The organism is Lacihabitans soyangensis, assembly GCF_024343775.1.
Classification (GTDB): Bacteria; Bacteroidota; Bacteroidia; order Cytophagales; family Spirosomataceae; genus Leadbetterella; species Leadbetterella soyangensis.
Genome location: NZ_RJUF01000180.1, coordinates 82,249 through 103,168, shown reverse-complemented (window position 1 = coordinate 103,168; position 20,920 = coordinate 82,249). Strand labels below are relative to the sequence as shown.

At 36.7% G+C, this 20,920-nt stretch carries 14 protein-coding genes; 10 read left to right on the top strand and 4 right to left on the bottom strand.

Annotated elements, in window-relative coordinates; translation table 11 throughout:
• Window positions 1-2: 2 nt before the first annotated feature.
• The 4 genes from EGI31_RS19210 to EGI31_RS19195 all read left to right on the top strand — a co-directional run bounded on the left by EGI31_RS19210 (window position 3) and on the right by EGI31_RS19195 (window position 5,573).
• On the top strand, window positions 3-764 hold the full coding sequence (locus EGI31_RS19210; protein WP_255038776.1) for an O-methyltransferase: 762 nt from the start codon (window positions 3-5) through the stop codon (window positions 762-764).
• Window positions 765-879: 115 nt separating this feature from the next.
• Window positions 880-2,016 (top strand): DUF4249 family protein, encoded by a 1,137-nt coding sequence (locus tag EGI31_RS19205; protein WP_255038775.1) that lies wholly within the window; start codon window positions 880-882, stop codon window positions 2,014-2,016.
• Window positions 2,017-2,027: 11 nt separating this feature from the next.
• Entirely contained in the window at window positions 2,028-3,167 is a 1,140-nt protein-coding gene (locus tag EGI31_RS19200) for a DUF4249 family protein (RefSeq protein ID WP_255038774.1), read from the top strand.
• A 6-nt stretch (window positions 3,168-3,173) separates the two neighbouring features.
• Window positions 3,174-5,573: a TonB-dependent receptor gene (locus EGI31_RS19195; RefSeq protein WP_255038773.1), complete on the top strand. Its 2,400-nt coding sequence runs from the start codon at window positions 3,174-3,176 to the stop codon at window positions 5,571-5,573.
• 76 nt (window positions 5,574-5,649) lie between these two features.
• On the opposite strand, the gene ctlX is transcribed toward EGI31_RS19195, so the two are convergent.
• Genes ctlX through EGI31_RS19180 form a run of 3 tightly spaced genes read right to left on the bottom strand, consistent with a single transcriptional unit; the run spans window position 5,650 to window position 9,347 of the window.
• Window positions 5,650-6,567, bottom strand: a complete 918-nt coding sequence (ctlX, locus tag EGI31_RS19190) for a citrulline utilization hydrolase CtlX (RefSeq protein WP_255038772.1) — start codon at window positions 6,565-6,567, stop codon at window positions 5,650-5,652.
• Between the two features lie 4 nt (window positions 6,568-6,571).
• Entirely contained in the window at window positions 6,572-8,008 is a 1,437-nt protein-coding gene (locus EGI31_RS19185) for an arginine deiminase family protein (RefSeq protein ID WP_255038771.1), read from the bottom strand.
• Window positions 8,009-8,015: 7 nt separating this feature from the next.
• Complete coding sequence (locus EGI31_RS19180; protein ID WP_255038770.1) at window positions 8,016-9,347, bottom strand: alkaline phosphatase D family protein; 1,332 nt, start codon at window positions 9,345-9,347, stop codon at window positions 8,016-8,018.
• Window positions 9,348-9,505: 158 nt separating this feature from the next.
• Here EGI31_RS19180 and lysA point away from each other — a divergent pair, with 158 nt between their 5' ends.
• The 3 genes from lysA to EGI31_RS19165 are packed head-to-tail and all read left to right on the top strand — an operon-like array spanning window position 9,506 to window position 12,965.
• Window positions 9,506-10,741: a diaminopimelate decarboxylase gene (lysA, locus tag EGI31_RS19175; protein ID WP_255038769.1), complete on the top strand. Its 1,236-nt coding sequence runs from the start codon at window positions 9,506-9,508 to the stop codon at window positions 10,739-10,741.
• A gap of 3 nt (window positions 10,742-10,744) precedes the next feature.
• A complete protein-coding gene (locus tag EGI31_RS19170) occupies window positions 10,745-11,947 on the top strand; it encodes an acyl-CoA dehydrogenase family protein (protein ID WP_255038768.1) in 1,203 nt (400 codons plus the stop codon).
• A gap of 4 nt (window positions 11,948-11,951) precedes the next feature.
• Entirely contained in the window at window positions 11,952-12,965 is a 1,014-nt protein-coding gene (locus EGI31_RS19165; protein ID WP_255038767.1) for a Gfo/Idh/MocA family protein, read from the top strand.
• 7 nt (window positions 12,966-12,972) lie between these two features.
• Here EGI31_RS19165 and EGI31_RS19160 read toward each other — a convergent pair whose 3' ends face one another.
• Entirely contained in the window at window positions 12,973-13,872 is a 900-nt protein-coding gene (locus EGI31_RS19160) for a nucleotidyltransferase family protein (protein WP_255038766.1), read from the bottom strand.
• Window positions 13,873-13,985: 113 nt separating this feature from the next.
• On the opposite strand from EGI31_RS19160, the gene EGI31_RS19155 reads away from it, so the two are divergent.
• From EGI31_RS19155 to EGI31_RS19145, 3 genes are all read left to right on the top strand, one after another.
• A complete protein-coding gene (locus EGI31_RS19155; RefSeq protein ID WP_255038765.1) occupies window positions 13,986-15,668 on the top strand; it encodes a hypothetical protein in 1,683 nt (560 codons plus the stop codon).
• A gap of 3 nt (window positions 15,669-15,671) precedes the next feature.
• Complete coding sequence (locus EGI31_RS19150) at window positions 15,672-17,660, top strand: plastocyanin/azurin family copper-binding protein (protein WP_255038764.1); 1,989 nt, start codon at window positions 15,672-15,674, stop codon at window positions 17,658-17,660.
• 213 nt (window positions 17,661-17,873) lie between these two features.
• Window positions 17,874-20,918 (top strand): amidohydrolase family protein, encoded by a 3,045-nt coding sequence (locus tag EGI31_RS19145; protein ID WP_255038763.1) that lies wholly within the window; start codon window positions 17,874-17,876, stop codon window positions 20,916-20,918.
• Window positions 20,919-20,920 lie beyond the last annotated feature (2 nt).

Sequence of the window (20,920 nt, the reverse complement as noted above, 5' to 3'; positions counted from 1 at the left end):
GAATGTATCTGGACTTTGTTAAGTATTTTTTTCAGGCAAATAATGCCCATTCTATCCATTCCCCTTTTGTTTTTGAGTTTTATAACAAAGTTTTCAAGGATAAATCCCCAATTCCCATATCTAGATTAATAGAGTCAGAAAGACTTCGATTAATTTCCAATAAGAACATCTTAGAAAGACTAGATTTTGGTGCCGGTACAAAAAGAAATACTCCTCAAAAAATATCCGCGATTGCGAAAACCTCTTTGAAGTCTCAGAGATGGAGTCAGTTTCTTTATAGGTTAGTTAAGTTTTATAATTACGCATCAATAATTGAGTTAGGTACATCCTTTGGCATTACTACTGCTTATCTAGCAAAAGCAAATCGTGACGCAGAGGTTTATACTTTTGAAGGCTGTCCGGAGACTTTAAAAATTGCAAAAGAAACTTTTCAAAATTTGGAAATTCAAAATGTTACAGCTGTGCAGGGTAATCTAGACATCACTTTGGGAGAGACATTGAGCAAAGTAAAGAAAATAGATCTGGCCTTTTTTGATGCTAATCATCGTGAAGAGCCTACCCTGAGGTATTTTGAGGCCTGTTTGCAGTTAAAAACAGAGCATAGCTGCTTTGTTTTTGATGATATTTATTGGTCAGATGAGATGAAAAATGCTTGGAAAACAATTATTAACCATCCAGAAGTTAGCATTAGTATAGACTTATTCTTTGTTGGTTTGGTGTTTTTTAGAAAAGGAATCGAAAAACAACACTTTCTTTTAAAATAAGGCGGTTCTTAAATCTACACATTTTTACATTATATATGCAGATATTGATACTTTTCAGAATATAATACGCAGTTCTGCCTCAAATTCAGTAGCTTTGAGAACTTTAAATATTTTGATGAAATATAGGATTAAATTATTATTGGCGGCGGTTGGATTGGTGGTTTTTGCTTGTGTAGAGCCCTATGATTTAAACTTTGGAAGTCAAAAAGAAATATTGTTCATTGAGGCTGATATAAACGATTTTGACTCTTTACAGTATGTTATAATCAAAAAGAATATTCCTGAACCGAACAATATAGTCTATAGGAATATAGAAAATGCAAAGGTTCAATTAATAGAAGGCACCAACAAGTTCTATGATTGTGCCTATACCACGGGTGGAAAATATCAACTTCCAAAAGGTTTCAAAGCCAAAACCAATACACCTTATCAGCTCCGAATAGTGATGGAAGGCTCTACTTACGAGTCTACTCTCGAAACTGTAACTCCGATTTCGCCAATAGAAAGAATTTATGCTCAATTTGCTGAAAAAGGGATTGATTTTCTTGGAAAAAAAATTGACGGTCACAGAATATTTCTGGATACCAAAGATGCAGAAACCAAGGGTCAGTATTACATGTGGCAATATAAACTTTACGAAAAACAGAGTTATTGTGCAAGCTGCAACGGTGGCAGGTATTTCACAACGCCAGCACCGCTTGGTAGGTGCGTAGATGATGCAAACCTTGCTAGGAGAGGTGTAACTTATGATTATTTGTGTGTATCAAATTGCTGGGATATCATTTATAGTGAAGAGGTAAACGTCATGACCGATAACTATACCAATGGTCAAACCATCAAAGGGCGATTAGTGGCGAATGTTCCTTATTATCAATTTAGAAATGCACTTATTGATATTCAACAGTTTTCTATTTCGAAATCTGCTTTTGACTATTTCAATATAATGGTTAACCAAACCCAAAGAAATGGTACTTTGGCGGATACGCCACCTGCGGGACTAATTGGAAATATTAAAAACCTGAGCGATAAATCTGAGGCCGTTGGAGGCTTATTTATGGTAAGTAGCAAAACTTCGAAAACGTTTATAATTCAAAGAAAAGAGAGTTTTGGTGGATTAAATGCCATCGGACTGTTTAATGGGCGACAACCAACTCCCGAACCTATGGGAAATGACACCTCTAGGCCACCCTTTGCTCCATGTATAGAAAGCGAAACAAGAACCAAAATACAGCCAATAGGTTGGATAGACTAATTTTAACAAAATTGAAATACGTAAAATCTAAAATAGTATTCTTTTTCTCCATACTTGTTTTTATGGCTTGTGTAGAGCCATTTGATCTGGAAGTAATAACCACAGAAACTATACTGATTATTGACGGTGCCATTGATGACTCAAGCAATGACCAGTATATCACTGTTAAAAAGTTTATACCTTCATCAACTGGCAATGTAAGATATGCCAGTGAGGCAGACGCCAAAGTGAGTATAATAAAAGATGGGAAAGAACAAATCGACTGCTTTTATAGAAACAATGGATATTATTATTTGCCATTAGGATTCAAGGCTTTAGTAGGGAGTAAATATAAGCTAAAGATAGTGTTGGCAAATGGTAATGTGTACGAATCATCGGAAGAAGTAATGCGTTCAACTCCACAAATTACAGGATATACGGTAAAGTTTGACCCAAAAGGAATAAAATTAGGTGAGAATAGTATACCCGCACATTTGATTTATCTAGACACCAAAGACCCCATTGAACCCGGTGATAACTTCATGTGGTCTTGGAAGTTATATGAAAAACAAGTGGTATGCAAAACATGCTATGGTGGCATTTTTCTAACATCACCTGCTCCATTGGGTAAGTGTAGCCCAGTTACTGCTTTAGCAGAAGCGGGAGTTGAATACGACTATCTTTGTCAAGGTAACTGTTGGGAGATCTACTACTCTCAAGATCTGAATGTAATGAGCGATGCATTTTCACAAGGTAAAGAAATAAAAAATAGGCTTGTGGCGAGTATACCATTTTATCAAGAAAATGGTTTTTTGATAGAAATAAAGCAGCAAACAGTTACTCCTTCGGCATTTCAATATTTGAAAATTTTGGGTAATCAGTCTCAAAACAACGGAACTCTAGTTGACGCTCCACCTGCAGCTTTGATAGGTAACATAAGAAATATAAATGACTCCAAAGAAACTGTTGGAGGGTATTTCATGGTTGGCAATTCGAAAATTAAAAGGATTTGGGTAGATAGATTAGATGCCGTAGGATCTAAACAATATTATATGTTAGGTAGAAAGGAAAATTATGAACCAGCTTCCGGAGATGGCTCACGACCTCCATTTGCACCCTGCGTAATCAGTAATACAAGAACTCCATTAAAACCAGAAGGCTGGCCTTTATAAAAAAGTATGAAAAAAATATTTACATTGTTGTTTGTGCTTGCTACTCTTTTTACAAAAAAAGAGGCGGTTGGTCAGGGATTTTTCACCGTTTCAGGTCAGGTTTTGGACTCATTAACTAATGAGCCGCTGGTGGGTGCAAATGTCAATCTTAATTACGGCGACAACAACGCCATCACAGACAAAAAAGGAAAATTTAGCTTAGTGGCAACAAAAAAGGAAAGTGTAATCATTGTAAAATTTGTGGGTTACAAACCGTGGAGAATTACGTTGACCGAAAGCAAAGATATAAACTTAGATGTTCGACTATTACTTGTCTCAAATGATCTAGAAGAAGTAATTGTGAGCAGTAAAAATCAAGAAACAAACATTAAAAGACCTATTCTTGGAGTTAATTCACTAAGCATAAAGACTTTAAATAAAATACCTTCAGCACTTGGTGAAATAGATATTTTACGTGGCTTACAAATGCTGCCTGGCGTAACCAGTGTGGGTGAAGCTGCGAATGGTGTGAACATTAGGGGAGGAGCTACCGACCAAAACCTTATTTTGTTAGATGATGCCCCTATATTTAATCCAACGCACATGTTTGGCCTATTCTCTGCCTTCCCTTCAGAGGCGGTTTCTAGCTTTGACCTTTACAAAGGAAACGTTCCGACGAGGTTTGGCGGGAGAGCTGCGGCAGTTTTGGATGTAACACTTGCCAATCCAAGCCTCGATAAATTCAAAATTTCAGGTGGCATAAGTTTGGTTTCTAACAGACTTAAATTGGATGTTCCAATCATTAAAGATAAGCTCGGAATTTCGATTTCAGGAAGAGCGGCTTTTAATGATTTCTTGCTTCCACTAGCTTCAAAAAAATTAGATAACATCAAGGCTAAATTTGGAGATGGGTCTTCTAAAATATTTTTCAGGCCAAATAATAAAAATACTTTTACACTCAGTACCTATTTTAGCACTGACTTCTTCCAGACCGAAATTTTGGGATCGATAAATGAAATAAATTCTATCAATACCCAATATCAATATCAAACCATCAATAACACACTCAATTGGTTTTATGCCATCAATAGTAATTTGAACTTCCAAACCAAATTTATAAGTTCTGATTATGCTCCTACCACAATTCTTCCAGAATTAAACTCTGAAAATAAAGTAAAGATTAAATCAGGCATAAGTTATAAACAAGTAAAAACCAACCTTAATTATTTCAAAGGAAAACACAAATTGGAAGTCGGTTTGGACGCAATCAAATACGGCATTAACCCTGGCGAATTAGATCCGGGAAGTAATCAAAATATCCGACGAGTTATTACCCAACAAGAAAATGCCTATGAATTAGGTGCTTACGTTGAGGATGAGATTGAATTTAGTAAAAGATTTGTAATGACGGCTGGTATAAGATATTCTCAGTTCTTCAACATGGGCCCGGGTTCATATCGCACCTACCAGCAGGGATTTCCGAGAGAAGAATTGGCACTACTAGATACTGTTTTTGTAAATAAAGGCGTAGTTCAACAATCATACGGTGGATTTGAACCGAGAGTTGGAATGAGATATCAGTTAGACAAGCAAAAGTCACTGAAGTTTGGCTACAACTTAATGCGTCAATATTTGCAAGTAATTACCAATACCACCACACCATTGCCGACTTCAAGATGGAAAACATCAGATTTGTATATCAAGCCACAAGTTAGCAGTCTATATACTTTGGGTTATTTCCAAGAACTTACAGACAATATTTACGAGTATTCCATAGAGGCATATTGGAGACAAACCAACAATATCGTCGACTACAAACCAGGTGCCGATTTCCTTTTGCAAGAATATCCAGAAAGCCAATTGTTGCAGGGTAAAAACAAATCTTATGGTTTAGAATTCATGATTTCGAAGAAAAAGGGCGAATTGACAGGATGGTTGAATTATACCTATTCTAGAAGTTTCAATAAAGTAGATGAAGGCTTTGGTCCTTCTTTACAAATAAACCAGGGCGATTGGTACACAGCAAACTATGATAGACCTCATTCAGCCAATGCGACAATGGTGATAAATCAAGGTAAACACCACGATTTTTCATTTAACTTTACCTACAGCACAGGTCGTCCATTTACTATGCCGCAGGGTTTCATTTTATATCAAGACAGAAGCTATCCATTCTATTCTTTGAGAAACAATGCGAGAATACCTGATTATCATAGATTGGATTTTTCTTGGAATATCTATAACCCGAGCATGGATGAAAGCAAACGCTGGAAAGGAAACTGGACTTTTACAGTATATAATCTTTATGGAAGGAAGAACGCGTATTCGGTATTCTTAAAAAATCAAGGAACGGCCATAAAAGCGAATAAATTGACTGTTTTTGGAGCACCAATTATCTCACTTTCTTACAATTTCAAGTTTCAGTAAGGTAAAGTTTAGCATAAAAAAACCCTTTCAAAGTAATTTGGAAGGGCTTTTTCGTTTTTAAAGGAAATTGTAATATTCAAATTTCGGGCAAATGTATTTCTGCAATCATGCATCGTGCAGAACCACCGCCATAGGTTTCTATAACGCTCAAATCTGGGTGAATAATTTCAGCATATTCCTCTAAGAGCTCCACTTGATTATTCGACAAAGATTTATATGCTCTGTCCGACATCACCAAGAATTTTTTTTCAGATTTGTTTTTAACAAGAAGCATATTTCCCGCAAATTCATTCATTTGGTCAAGACTGATTTCAATCACCTCTTTACCCAAACTTTCCAACTTTTGCTTTATTATTAGCCTTTCATCCAAGTCAGAGATAGATTCTAAACAAATTACACAAAAAGTATCGCCCATACACATCACTACATTGGTGTGATAAATAGGGTGCTGGTTTTGGTCAAATGCATTGAAAGTCACCAAATCGTAGTTCATTTGTTTTTTCCAAGCTGCCAACACCTCAGGGTTTGTTCTTGTTGAAATACAAGCAAAAGCAACACGATGAATTCTGTCTAAAACCAAACTTCCTGTCCCTTCTAAAAACTTATTTTCTTCCTCATAATGAGTAAAATCCAACACAACATTTAGGTCATATTTCTGCTTTATTTTATCCAGAATATCTTTTCTCCTCTCAGCCCTACGATTGGGAGCCTCCATTGGATACAGAATAACCTTACCAGAATGGTGCATCGAAATCCAATTGTTCGGGAAAATACTATCTGGCGTAAATGGCTCAGGGGTATCCTCTATCACCATTACATTTATACCTCTTAGCTCAAGTTGCTCTACAAATTGATCAAAAGCTACTTGTGCCGAAAAATTGATATTTTCGTCAGTTCCTTTGCTCTGAAACTTGTTTGATTCGGCTGTTTGTTCATTAAAATTAAAGTTAACTGGCCTAATCATCAATACATTAGAAGTGATTTGTTCTTGCATGATTCTAATTTTTAGGTTTGTAGGCAATTCTTTGAAGTGGCATACTCATACAATGCGACCCACCTCGAGCTCTTGACAACTCCGACGATGGCAGCAGAATTATCGTATCATTGATGTCCTCGACTTTTACTTTTCCTTGTTCGAGTTGATTTACGAGTTCTACGGCATGAATGGTCTTGAAACCATACTCTCTGAAAGCCTCACTCGTTTTATCGTTTCGATCATATCCTACCGCAACACCTTCTTTCAGAACCAAAAGATTACAAGAGTCTGTCCATTGTTCTCTCGCTCCAAATGGAAAAACATTGTTGCCAGAATATATGAAATTAACAGGTTCTGTGCATTTCAAATCAATTTCCGAAATATACTTTAGAAGTTCCTCCAAATTATCGAAATTCCTGCTCAAAACCTTGTCGCCTTCTTTGTAAAACTGCTTGATAATAATGTCTTCATGGGTAACCCTTTGTCCTAATTCGTCCCAAACTTTCTCATTTTCTGCCGTTTCTTTGGTGCGGGCTAATGAACCCAAAAGCACCCAAACATTACGTTTTATTTGTGTAAAAATAGTATCAATATGCATATAATCCCGTTTGGCAGGAATTTTTATCAAGGAAATTTTCTTAACTATATTCTTGGCAAAAAGCTTATCGATTACCTGACGGGCCGCTTCTACGGTGGTTCTTTCACTTATTCCTATTAATAAATGATTAGGAGCTACCATCATTACATCACCACCTTCCAGGGTGTCTATCCGCTTTCCTTGGTCTTCGGGCAAAAGAAAGTGCTCCTCATCTTCTTCAATTTCAATTATTTTGCCTGTGAGAGTAGCAAACAATGGGTGATTGAAGAAAATATATTTGGCCAATAAAGACTCCCTTGATCTGGCTCTTCTGGCAGGCTTGTTCAATAAAATGTGGTCGTTGACTACTATTCCTATGTCCCGTGTAAAAATCAAATTCGGAATGGGAGGGAAGAACATTTCTCCTGAATCGGTGATGCCGGTTATTAAAACTTTCGACAATTCTATATTGCCAAAAGTCAAAAAACGCTTCATTTCGAGATAAGAACATTCTTCTATGGCACTTACTGCCGCCACCAACTGTACTTTTACTTCTTCAATATTAAGGACGTCAGCCAAAAGTTTTTCAAAATCAATTACTTTATCTGAATTGAAATATCCTTTCGAATTTGGTTTAAAAAACTCACGTTTAGCGTCGGATAAATCTTGATTCTGAATTTTTTCAGGATCTAAAAAAAATAAAAGAAGTTTAACATAATAATCATACTCTTTTCGCCGCATGGTATCGAGATGAATAATGTCCTCGAATAGCCAATCTTGGGCTTTAGATGGTACTACTTTACCTAAGCCACTGTCTGGGCTATGAATTATTAGACGTTGTAAAGTTGAAATTTCAGAATCAACAAATATTTGATTATCCATGGTCAAATTATTTAGCCCTTAAATCTTTGGCGTTGATGGTGTAATCCCATTTTTTCTCCCCATTGCCATCAAAAACGTTGATTTTCAATACTCTGTCAGTTCTTTTTCCAGAAACCTCCATTATGCTAAAGGCTTGTGAATTGTACAACTCTGTTCCTTTTATAATGGTATTGCCTTTAAGTTCAATTTCCGCAGGCTTGCCCGCACTCGAAGTCAGCGGAGAAATTGTCAAGTCATACAAAGGATAAGTCCCGTTTCTCTCCAATTTTTGAAGGTTGGTATGATGCCTATCACCCGAAACGAAAATAACACCAGATATTTTGTTTTCAGTAAGTTTATCAAAAAGTTTCTTTCTTTCTACGGGGTATGTGGCCATATTTTCAGAAACCGCTGCTTCATTTACTACTTGTCCACCATTTATTACAAATTTAAATGGAGCCGCAGAAGCACTCAATGCATCGATTAACCAATTTAACTGTTTTTCTCCGAAATAATCTTTAGTAGAATCTACCAAGTCATTTGGAGCTCTGAAATACCTATCATCCATCAAAAAAAACTGGCAATCCTCCCATGAAAAAGTACCTGTAATACCTTCATTTTCAAAGATGTAGTTTGGATTTCCCCAGAAATTCTTGAAAGCAGCAAGCGTCATGTTTTTACCAAAAAAACTACGATCTGAATCATTTGGGCCAAATTCGTGGTCATCCCAAATGGCATAATGGTGAACATTTGCCCAGAGTGGTTGAAGTTCTTTAACTTTTTTGAACTCAGAGTAACGATGGTTGATGCCCGTTTTTGTATTCCAATCCACCTCTCTTAGGTAGATATTATCTCCTCCCCAAACCATGAAATTGGGCTTTTGCTCCGATATTTTTGTAAAAATAGAAGTACTTTTTCCGTAGGGATTACCTGGCCTATCAAAACGCTCTTCATTGGTATAGGTACAACTTCCCAAGGCAAACTTGAAAGCTGGTGGGTCAAATCTGTACTGCCAAAGTGTTTGAGTTTGAAACTCTTGCGTATTTACAGCTTTAACAGGTTTCTTATTTATCCAAACCTCATATCCGTACTTTTTACCAGGTAAAACTTGATCTGCAATCAATTTTGCCACATAAGCATTGTCTTTATTGGTCTGAATTTCCTCCGTGTAGTACTTCACAGCAGGAGTTTCTTTGTCCCAATAGGAAAATTTCACGAAATCAGCCTTTTCTGTTTGAACCCAGAGCAAAACCTCTCTCATTTCGGAATATCCGAGCATCGGACCAGATTTGATTTGAGCATTTAAACCAGAAACAAATCCAAAAAATAGTACCAGTAAAATTGTAGTTTGTTTTTTCATTTGTTGATATTAATGTATCTGCAATTTATACATTCCTTTTCTATTCTTCAATATCCTCAAATTAAGAATTCAATAAATCTCAAATCGTATCGAAATATGTTAGATTTTACCTATTCTATTTAGGTTTTAAAACTTATTTTTGCAGAAAAAAATTATTGATGATTGTTAGAGAAGATAGGTATTGTATTCAAAATCAGGATTTGTTAGAACTTTGCCAGAACTACGGCACACCACTTTATGTATATGATGGAGCTAAAATAGAAGAGAAAGTTAATACCCTAAAAAACGCATTTAAGGGCATTAAAATGAAGATTAAATATGCTTGTAAGGCCAATACCAATATTTCAGTTTTAAAATTAATGAACAAATTGGGCGTGGAAATTGATGTAGTTTCTCCCCAAGAAATGGCCATTGCTCTAAAAGCTGGTTTTTCTCCTGAGCAAATTACCTATACTTCAAGTGGTGTTTCGTTCGATGAAATAGAGGAATGCGTGACCGAAAATGTACTGATTAACATAGATAATCTTTCGTCTTTAGAGAAGTTTGGTCAAAAATATGGAAATTCTGTTCCTGTTTTGATAAGAATCAGGCCGAATATTGAAGGTGGTGGAAATCTAAAAATAAGTACTGGTCACAAAGAGTCTAAATTTGGAATTGCAATTGAGCAAAAGCCCGCTATTCTTGATTTGATTAAAAAATATGATCTGAATATCGTTGGAATTCACCAACATACGGGTTCCGACATAAAAGATGGAAAAACGTTTGTAAACGTGGCCAAAGTCATTTTTGAATTTGCCATGGATTTTCCAAACTTAAAATATCTGGATTTTGGTGGTGGATTTAAAGTGGCCTACAAAGAAGGTGATATTGAAACAGATATGAAGGATTTGGGCGAGAAAATAAGTGCTTCTTTTTCAGAGTTCTGTCAAAAATATGGCAAAGATTTGGAGCTATGGTTTGAGCCAGGTAAATTCTTAGTTAGTGAGAGCGGATATTTACTTGCACAAGTTAATGTAGTAAAAGAAAATCCTACAAAAACTCTTTTGGGACTAAATACAGGCCTGAATCACCTCATAAGGCCTATGATGTATGACGCTTTTCACGATGTCGTTAATATTTCGAAGTCTGCCGAATCTTCAAAAAAAATGTATGATGTGGTGGGATATATCTGTGAAACTGACGATATTGCTAAGGAAAGAGAGTTACCTGAAGCCTCAGAAGGTGACATATTGGCCATAAAAAATGCAGGTGCTTACGGCTTTACTATGGCGTCTAATTATAATGCTCGGTTTAGGCCTGCTGAAGTTTTAATTTATGAAAACAAGGCTCATTTGATAAGAAAAAGAGAGACACTTCAAGACATATTAAACAACCAAGTCCTTGTGGACTTCTAAAAGATGGATTACAATTTTAAAATTTCTCACAAAAAAGACGAATTCGAATCGCCAGATTTTTATGGTGTAGATGATTTGTTGACCGAAGAACAGAAAATGATTCGTTCCTCGGTCAGGGATTTTGTAAAAAAAGATATTTCGCCAATTATAGAGGATGCGGCTCAAAGTGCCAAATTCCCCTACCATTTGGTGAAAAAAATGGGAGAAATGGGTGTTTTTGGCCCAACTGTTCCTGAGCAATATGGCGGAATGGGAAGCGACTACATTTCCTACGGACTCATGATGCAGGAATTGGAGCGTTGTGATTCGGGAATCCGATCAACTGCTTCGGTACAAGGTTCTTTGGTCATGTTTCCAATTCTTAAATTTGGCTCAGAAGAACAAAAGTTGAAATTTCTACCTAAACTAGCCTCTGGTGAGTTTCTCGGCTGTTTTGGGTTGACCGAACCCGACCATGGTTCAAATCCTGGTGGAATGGTGACCAATTTTAAAGAAGATGGTGAAGATGTAATTTTGAATGGCTCCAAAATGTGGATTTCCAACGCTCCATTTGCCGATATTGCCGTAGTTTGGGCAAAAAACGAGGCTGGAAGAATAAAAGGATTAATAGTTGAAAAAGGTATGCCGGGTTTTTCAGCACCAGAAATCCACAACAAATGGTCTTTAAGAGCAAGTGCTACTGGCGAATTGGTATTCAACGATGTAAGAGTACCGAAAACCAATATTCTACCAGAGGCTGATGGACTAAAAGCTCCTTTGGCTTGTTTGGACAATGCGAGATTCGGAATTGCCTGGGGAGCCTTGGGTGCTGCCATGGATTGTTATGAGGCTGCCCGAAAATACGCGGCAGAAAGAATTCAGTTTGGAAAACCCATCGCTTCATTTCAGCTGATTCAAAAGAAATTGGCAGAAATGCTAACAGAAATCACCAAAGCTCAGCTTTTAGTCTGGAAATTGGGTCAAAATAAAAACCAAGGAAAAGCTACCACCGCTCAGATATCATTAGCCAAAAGAAATAATGTGCAAATGGCCCTTGAAATAGCTCGAGAGGCAAGGCAAATATTGGGTGGCAACGGAATAACAGGAGAATTCTCAGTCATGCGTCACATGATGAATCTCGAATCGGTGGTTACTTACGAAGGTACTCATGACATTCACCTCTTGATTTTAGGCAATGAAATAACTGGTATTCAATCTTTTAAATAAAAATATGATAAACGTCGGCCTTATTGGTTTTGGACTTTCGGGTAGATATTTGCAAGCTCCATTTTTCCAAACCAATCCCAATTTTAATCTTAAAAGTATCGTAACTTCTCAAGAAATACCAAAACATTTGTTTCCTGAAACCCAAAGAGTAGATACTTACGAAACACTCTTGGAGGACGAAACAATTCAGTTGATTTCTATTTGTTCTCCGAGTAATACGCATTACGAATACGCAAAAAAATGTTTGGAGGCGGGTAAAAATATATTGATTGAGAAGCCAATAACAGCTCATTTGCATGAAGCTGAGGAACTTTTTAGATTAGCTGAAGCTTTTAAACGGAAAATTTGTGTATTTCAAAACCGAAGATTTGATTCAGACTTTATGACAGTGAAAAGTGTTATAGAATCGGGGGTTTTGGGAGAAATTATTTCTTATGAGGCTCATTTTGACAGATATAAGCCAATTTTGAATCCAAAAAAATGGAAAGAAGTTGTAGCTCCTGCCAACGGTATTCTTTACGATTTGGGATCACATTTGATCGATCAATCCATTTATCTTTTTGGCAAACCGAAAAAAGTTTTTGGTGAAGTGTTTACACAAAGAGCAGGCTCTGAAATTGATGATGCGTTTGATATTATTTTAGATTATGGAAAACTCAGAGTAACGCTGAAATCTAGTCTAATGGTAAAAGACCAAGGCCCGAAATATGTTGTAAATGGTACATTGGGTACCTACACTAAATACGGTTTGGATATTCAAGAAGACCACTTAGTTGCTGGGTTATGGCCAAATCAGACTGGATTTGGATTCGAGCCAAAAGCGATGGATGGTTCCGTCAAAACAAACATCAATGGTGTCGAAATTTCTGGAAAAGTGGAAACCAAAGGAGGAAACTGGGGGCATTTATTTGATAATTTGGCCGGTGTAATTACAAAAAATGTTGAGCCGATTATTAAGCCTGACCAAATTCTAGAACAAATAAGTATTATAGAAAAGATAAAAAAAGCCGAGAGTTAATCTCGGCTTACCATAACTTATTTGGATATTTTCCTTCGCCAATTAATCTATTCAATTGACTGATAACCATCTCTTTGTCTTCTGGATAAGTTACTCCAAACCAGTCTGAAGCACTTTCAAAAACTTTACAATTGCCTTTTTCAGAGTCTATTAAATAACTCATTACTTTCGGAATATAAAATTCAGCCTTGGGAGCATCAAAATTTTCTCTAGCATAAGTCTCAAACAAATCTTTTATTTCAGGAAAAACAGTTGGCATAAAACCCCAGAAATTCATTGAAACAGGTGTATTTTCTCCCAAAACTATTGGTTCACCTTCATCAAGAAATGCAATTTCGCCATTTTCTTGCTTGATTATTTTAGTTCTTTCTGTAACATTAATCAAAAGACCTTCTGGTGTTGTTACGCAAACTCCCCTCGAAACTGTCCCATTTTCTGAAAGCGTATTTTTTATTTGATAGCCGATCATGGCATGCATGGCATCGTCAATATTGTTACTTAAAAAATCTGCCATAGTCTTGAAAGCTTCAAAGCCATAGAAATCATCTGCATTTATTACTGCAAAAGGCGTTTCTGTTTGTTCCCAAGCACACAATACCGCATGACCAGTTCCCCAAGGTTTTTCACGTTTAACGCCAGCCAAATCTGCTGGAACATAACTTTGAAATCCCTGAATTGCAAAATCGTAATCTATTTTACCATCTAATTTTGGCCCGAAAAGTCTTATAAAGTCTTCTTTAAGTTCTTCACGAATAATAAACACAACTTTTCCGAATCCAGACCGTATCGCATCATAAAGCGAATAATCTATAATAGTTTCTCCATTTGGACCAAAGGGGTCAATCTGTTTTATACCACCATAACGGCTTCCCATTCCAGCCGCTAAAATCAATAGTGTAGGTTTCATTAATCTTTTTTTTGCAAAAATAGTTATATTTAAATATTTCCGAAGAAATTCTTTAAGTGTTATATTAACATTTATTGATAAATTTGTAATTCATTCTAAATAATTAACCGTAAATGAAGAAAATACTATTGTTGAAGCTTCTGTTGTTTCAAGCTCTTTTGGGGTTTGGACAGAAAGATTTCCCCTTGAACAGTGCCACTTGGAACCTATCCGCCCCTTGGCAAAGTGCTGAAAAGATTACTTTGAATCCTGTAAATGAAAAGAAAACTCAAATAATTGAAGGGAAATCGATTGTTTACACCAAGTCTCCTAACGCGAGTATCGTTTCAGAAATAAAACTACAAGATTTAAAATTGAAGTTTTATATACTTCAATCAAAATCAGGCAATGCAAAACTAAATCTTGGAGATAACTTAAGTTTGATTTTCGATATGAACTCCATTGATTCATATGGGGCCATTGTTAAAAACAATGAGACAATTATCAAGCCAGTCACCGATGCTAAAAGAAAGGAAGGATTATGGCAAAAAGTGGAATTGGTACTTTCATTGACTGGTCTTAATGGAATTCCTGTCATAGAAAAAGTAATTTTGAATGATTTGTTGATCCATTCTAACGTTCTTTTGCCAAATCTAAAAAATTCAGATGGTAATCTTTCGTTTACAAATCAAACGGGTTTATTGGCATTTAAAGGCTTCGAATATATAGGTTTTCAGAAAAAACAACCTATTTCTATCAGTAACTTATCTTACACGTTAGAAGAAACCTACAACGCTGACCGCTCTTTTGAATCAAAAAAACAGGAAAAAATAAGTGGTAAAAGTAATTCTTTGACCTTTGACATCCCGAATAATTTCAATAAGTATATTCTTCATTATAAAGGAGATATGAACGTTGAAAAAGATGGTATTTACGGATTTACCCTTGAACACCAAGGAACTGGTAAGTTTTTGATAGATGGGGAGCAGGTGGTTGGTTCAGGAGAATATTTATATAGAAATCCTATATCGGATTTAAAGGAAATTAAAGCAGGCAAACACAGTTTCGAATATATTTATCATCCTATTTATTGGAGGCCAGTCTTTGGGGTAGAAGTTTCTGGGGCTGATTTTAGACCTTATGGACTAAATGATCCAAAAACGCTACCTACACGTCAATTGGATGGTGGGATATTTATTGATAATGTTGAAAATAAGGCCAAAACGATTAGATCATTCCTGAATTTCAACACCACAAAGCTCACCAAAGTTATTTCAGTAGGTACACCTGAAAAGATTCATTATTCATTTGATTTGGACAACGGTTCCTTACTCCAAGTTTGGAAAGGTAAATTTGCCGACGTCACACAAATGTGGCATGAAAGGGGAGAGCCGCAGTTGCTATATCCATCCGGATTGCTCACTGTTTTGAATAATGAAATACCATTTTTCGAACTTAATAATGAAGCCCAAACTAAGCCAGATGTCTATACCGAATTTGTCAATGCGGGCTACGAATTGGACGAGAGCGGGATTCCGACTTATACTTATAATTGGAAAAATGCGAGCTTTACTCAAAAGTTTTCACCAAGTAAGGGAGGTCTACTTTGTGAAATTACTGGTAATCAAATTTCAAAATTCGGCTACACAATGGCAATTGGCAATGAAATAATCAAGTTAAGCGATAATTTATACAAAGTAGACAACTTTTACGTCGAAATTAATGAAAAAGCGAAGGTTTATGTCATAGAAAATGGTGAAAAATACCATCTGAGGACGAATTTGAATGGAAAAATTGCTTACAATTTAACTTGGTAAATCATGAAAAATATTATATTAACAGGTATTTCATTTTTGTTTTTGTGCCAAAATACGGAAGCACAACAGAAACCTCAGACCGAGGACGATTTTTATAAAATAATAACGCTTCCAACACCTGAAGACGTGGAGATGGAAGTTGGTGGGCTCACTGTTTTGAATGATGGCAATATCGCCACTTCAACAAGACGAGGTGAGATTTTCCTAATCAAAAATCCTTACATGATTGACAACACTCCGCCTATTTACAAAAAAATAGCCGAGGGGCTGCATGAAGTTTTGGGCCTAAATTATATCGATAACAAATTTTTCGCCACACAAAGGGGTGAAGTTACCACTTTGGAAGACAAAAATGGTGACGAAATAATAGATTCCTACAAGACTTTTTACAAATGGCCACTGTCGGGCAATTACCACCAATATTCTTATGGCCCGATATTGTTGCCAAACAAAGATATGCTTTTTACCCTTAATCTAGATTGGATTGGGAGAGGAGCGAGTCTTTCAAAATGGCGTGGTTGGATGCTAAAAATTAGTCCCGATGGTAAAATGACACCTTGGGCTACGGGTCTTCGTTCACCCTCAGGTTTCAATATCAACAAGGCAGGTGATATTTTCTACACCGAAAACCAAGGCGACTGGGTAGGTTCTGGAAGAGTTACACACTTGGAAAAAGGAGATTTTGCCGGCAATGCTGCGGGCTTAATTTGGTCAGGAGAGAAAGATTCTCCTGTAAAACTTACTCTTAAGGATATTCCTGATACCGGAGAACCCTTGTACGATGTGGCCAAAAGTGTACCGGGTATAAAACCACCTGCTGTTTGGTTTCCACATACTTTAATGGGTATTTCTACCTCCGATATTCTGGAATTGGACTCGCCAAAAAACTTTGGACCCTTTGAAGGCCAAATGTTCGTTGGTGACCAAGGCCATAGCAAAATTATGAGAATGTACCTCGAAAAAGTGAATGGTGTTTATCAGGGAGCTTGTTTTCCATTTAGAGAAGGTTTTAGTTCGGGCATTTTGCGAATGAAATGGGGACTAGACGGTTCCATGTTTGTAGGTATGACCAGCCGTGGTTGGGCCTCAACGGGCAAAGAAAAATTTGGTTTGCAACGTATGGTTTGGACTGGAAATACACCATTCGAAATGAAAACCATCAAATCAATGCCCGACGGTTTTTTGATAGAATTTACTGAAAAGGTGGATAAAAAATCTGCTTTAGATGCTGATAATTATAGTTTTAACAGTTTCAATTACAAATACCACCATTTTTATGGAAGTCCGGTAATCAACAATATGAAACTGAAAATAAAAGGTATAAAAGTATCTGATGATGAAATGAGCGTAAGGATTGTTCTGGACACATTGCGTCTAGGGTATATCCATGAAGTGAAAATGGAGGGTGTCTTGAATAGTCAAAACAAACCATTACTTCACAATGTCGGATATTACACCCTAAATCAGATAAATTCGGCCGATGCCATGATTGATTTATCGGTTTTTGGGGTAAAAGAAAAAGCAATGAACCATGAAAATCACAACATGGAAGCCATGAAGGTAGCCTCGATGCCCGCATCAGCCAAAAGAATAAGTAAAATGCCAGAAAGTTGGAACAACACTGTTGACCAAACCATTACGATAGGAACAAAACCCGGTTTAAAGTTCGATATTAATAATATTCAAGTAAAAGCGGGTTCAAAAATCAAATTGGTCTTCGAAAACAACGACGACATGCTCCATAACTTATTGATTGTTAAGCCAAATACAGTAGATAAAGTTGGAAAAGCCGCACTAGAACTTGGTTTAGAAGGAGCCCAACAAAACTATATTCCGAATTTGGAAGAGGTGATTTATCATACAGGAATATTAGAGCCTGAATCGTCAGAAACGATTTATTTCGTTGCACCTTCAAAAGCGGGTAATTATACTTTTGTCTGTACTTTTCCAGGGCATTATACCCTTATGCAAGGCACTTTGAGAGTAAAGTAGTGCTGTTTTTTTGATTATTAGAAATGTCTCATTGGAATCTTCCAGTGAGACATTTTTATTTTATTCAATTTCAGGACAAAAAATCTCTTTTTCAGTAAATCAACAAAAACTTCACTTTAGTCTATAAAACCAGCAAAAAAACACCAATTTCAAAAAACAAAACTTCGATTATATTATCTTTAAAAATTATTAATCATCTTTAAACTAATCTTTATGAAAAGACTATTTCTCTTTTTACTAAATCTATTTGGACTCGGATTGGCGGCGTATGCACAGCCAACTTTCCATGAAAACGGGGTCAGAGACAAACGCCCAGAATACAGTTTGTTTAAAAATGCCACCATTCATGTCGACGGCAGAACCACCATATCTAATGGCTGGCTTTTGATCAAAGGTGATAGAATCGAAAAGGTTGGTAAAGATTTCGAATTTCCAAAATCCGCCCAGGTTTATGATTTAGCTGGAAAACACATTTATCCTGGCTTCGTAGACGTTTATTCGGACTACGGAATGCCCGAAATCAAAAGAACCAGGGGTGGAAATTTCTACGAAACGCAATTCAATTCACAAAAAGATGGTGCTTACTACTGGAATCAGGCCATTAAGCCCGAAACCAAAGCAGCCGAAATTTTCAAAGCAAATCCAAAAGGGGCAGAGGATTTAAGAAAAATTGGTTTTGGAGCTGTGGTTTCTCATTCAAAAGACGGCATAGCCAGAGGAAACTCAGCATTGGTTTCATTGGCAAATGGAAAAGAAAACGAAGTATTGCTAAAATCTGACGTTTCAGCTCATTTCTCTTTTGAAAAAGGTTCTAGCACGCAGACCTACCCGGTTTCACTTATGGGTTCTGTTGCCCTGCTTCGTCAAGCTTATTATGACGCCATTTGGCTTAAGAACGGCGGAAGTAGTTCGGAAAGAAATCTATCTTTAGAGGCTTTGTCTAACAGCATGACTTTACCAGCAGTTTTTCATGGAAAAAGCATTCTGGATGCCCTTAGAGCAGATAAAATTGGTAAAGAGTTCGGTCAGAAATATATTCTAAAATCTGGTGGAGACGATTATCAAAGAATTGATGAAATCAAAAAACTCAATACGCATATCATTGCACCTATCAATTTCCCTAAAGCTTTGGATGTTGAAGATCCTTTGGATGCAGAAGCCGTTTCATTAACAGATCTTAAACATTGGGAATTGGCCCCGACAAATTTAGGAAAATTGGCTTCGAATCAAATCAGCTTCTCCATTACTTCGTCAGATTTGGTAGACAAGTCACAATTTTTTGGAAATTTACAAAAGGCCGTTGCACATGGTTTAGACAAAGGTGCTGCACTAGATGCACTCACCAATCAACCTGCCAAAGCATTCAAAATTGATAACTTAGTTGGTTCCATAAAAACTGGTCTGATAGCCAATTTTTTGATTTCTAACGAGGATATTTTTGATGCAAAAGCAAAATTATTGGAAAACTGGGTACAAGGTCAAAAGTTTGTCATCACAGATTTAAGCCTTTCGGCAATAAATGGCAAATACAAAGTCAACATTCCGGGTTTCACTAAATTGGAAGTAACTGGTGAAAACGATAAACCAGCACTTGAGTTTTTCGAAAATGATACTACCAAAATTAAAACAACCACAGTAAGAGATAGAAATTTCCTTACCATAAGCTACAAGAAAAAAGAAGCCGGTTCTTACAGACTTTCTGGCTTTATTGCTGATAAAAAGATATCTGGAGAAGGTAAAGATCCTAATGGACAATCTTTTACATGGTCAGCTACGCTAGAGGAAGCAACCGTTGAAAAAGCAAAAACGGATACTACAAAAAAAGCGGAATTGCCTAAAGTAGGAGACTTGGTTTATCCTTTTGTGGCCTTTGGCAATCCTTCAATTCCTGCAAAGCAAGATTTGTTGATTAAAAACGCTACTATTTGGACCAATGAGAGCGATGGAAATATTACGGGTGACGTTTTGATAAAAAATGGTAAAATAGAAACGGTTGGTAAAAACCTATCTGCTGCTGGTGCAAAAGTGGTAGATGGAACAGGAAAGCATCTTACCAACGGTATAATTGACGAACACAGTCACATTGCATTATTCTCAATCAACGAAGTAGAAACGGTTTCATCAGAAGTAAGACAAGAAGACGTAGTTAACTCTGAGGATATCAATATTTATCGACAGTTAGCTGGAGGTGTTACGACATCTCAACTTTTGCATGGTTCTGCCGACTGTATTGGTGGTCAATCAGCTATTATTAAGCTCAAATGGGGTGAAACTGCAGAAAACCTAATTATACCGAACTCTCCTAAATTCATAAAGTTTGCTTTGGGCGAAAACGTCAAAAGAGGAAATGCTCCTCAGGCTCCTAATCGCTACCCAAGTACCAGAATGGGTGTGGAACAAGTCTTTAATGATGCATTTACAAGAGCCATAGCTTACAAGAAAGAATGGACAAACTATAACAATCAGAAAGTAAAAACTGGTCTTATTGCACCAAGGAGAGACTTAGAACTAGATGCTTTAGTAGAAATCCTCGATGGCAAAAGAAACATCACTTGTCACTCTTATGTACAGTCAGAAATCAATATGTTAATGAAATTGGCTGACTCTTTAGGTTTTAAAGTGAATACTTTGACGCACATATTGGAGGGATACAAAGTAGCCGATAAAATGAAGGCAAGAAATATCAATGCCTCGACTTTCTCAGACTGGTGGGCCTATAAAATGGAAGTGAAAGAAGCCATTCCTTACAATGCAGCCATTATGACCAAAGTTGGTGTAAATACTGCCATCAACTCAGATGATGCTGAAATGGCCAGAAGATTGAACCAAGAAGCTGCTAAAACTATCCTTTATGGTGGTTTAACAGAAGAGCAAGCTTGGAAAACTGTTACTCTCAATCCAGCCAAAATGCTTCACTTAGACGACAGACTGGGTTCGATCAAAAAAGGTAAAGATGCGGATTTGGTTCTCTGGACAGACAATCCACTTTCGGTTTATGCCAAACCAGAGAAGACCATCATCGACGGAACGATATATTTTGATCTTGAAAATGAGTCGGCTAAATTCAGAAGTGTGGAAACTGAAAAAAATAGAATCATTCAGAAACTTTTGCTTGAAAAAAGTAAAGGAACTCCAACAGTTAGACCTTCAACCAGAACAAGACCATCAGACATACATTGCGATGCCATTTTAGAATATGATGGAGTATCGGTTGAAAATTTGGATGAATATTTAGAAAAAATGAACAATCAAAATTAAGA

Coding starts and splice junctions, on each gene's coding strand:
- EGI31_RS19210 (WP_255038776.1), top strand. CDS start 3: ATGTATCTGGACTTTGTTAAGTATTTTTTTCAGGCAAATAATGCCCAT.
- EGI31_RS19205 (WP_255038775.1), top strand. CDS start 880: ATGAAATATAGGATTAAATTATTATTGGCGGCGGTTGGATTGGTGGTT.
- EGI31_RS19195 (WP_255038773.1), top strand. CDS start 3,174: ATGAAAAAAATATTTACATTGTTGTTTGTGCTTGCTACTCTTTTTACA.
- ctlX (WP_255038772.1), bottom strand. CDS start 6,567: ATGCAAGAACAAATCACTTCTAATGTATTGATGATTAGGCCAGTTAAC.
- EGI31_RS19185 (WP_255038771.1), bottom strand. CDS start 8,008: ATGGATAATCAAATATTTGTTGATTCTGAAATTTCAACTTTACAACGT.
- EGI31_RS19180 (WP_255038770.1), bottom strand. CDS start 9,347: ATGAAAAAACAAACTACAATTTTACTGGTACTATTTTTTGGATTTGTT.
- lysA (WP_255038769.1), top strand. CDS start 9,506: ATGATTGTTAGAGAAGATAGGTATTGTATTCAAAATCAGGATTTGTTA.
- EGI31_RS19170 (WP_255038768.1), top strand. CDS start 10,745: ATGGATTACAATTTTAAAATTTCTCACAAAAAAGACGAATTCGAATCG.
- EGI31_RS19165 (WP_255038767.1), top strand. CDS start 11,952: ATGATAAACGTCGGCCTTATTGGTTTTGGACTTTCGGGTAGATATTTG.
- EGI31_RS19160 (WP_255038766.1), bottom strand. CDS start 13,872: ATGAAACCTACACTATTGATTTTAGCGGCTGGAATGGGAAGCCGTTAT.
- EGI31_RS19155 (WP_255038765.1), top strand. CDS start 13,986: ATGAAGAAAATACTATTGTTGAAGCTTCTGTTGTTTCAAGCTCTTTTG.
- EGI31_RS19150 (WP_255038764.1), top strand. CDS start 15,672: ATGAAAAATATTATATTAACAGGTATTTCATTTTTGTTTTTGTGCCAA.
- EGI31_RS19145 (WP_255038763.1), top strand. CDS start 17,874: ATGAAAAGACTATTTCTCTTTTTACTAAATCTATTTGGACTCGGATTG.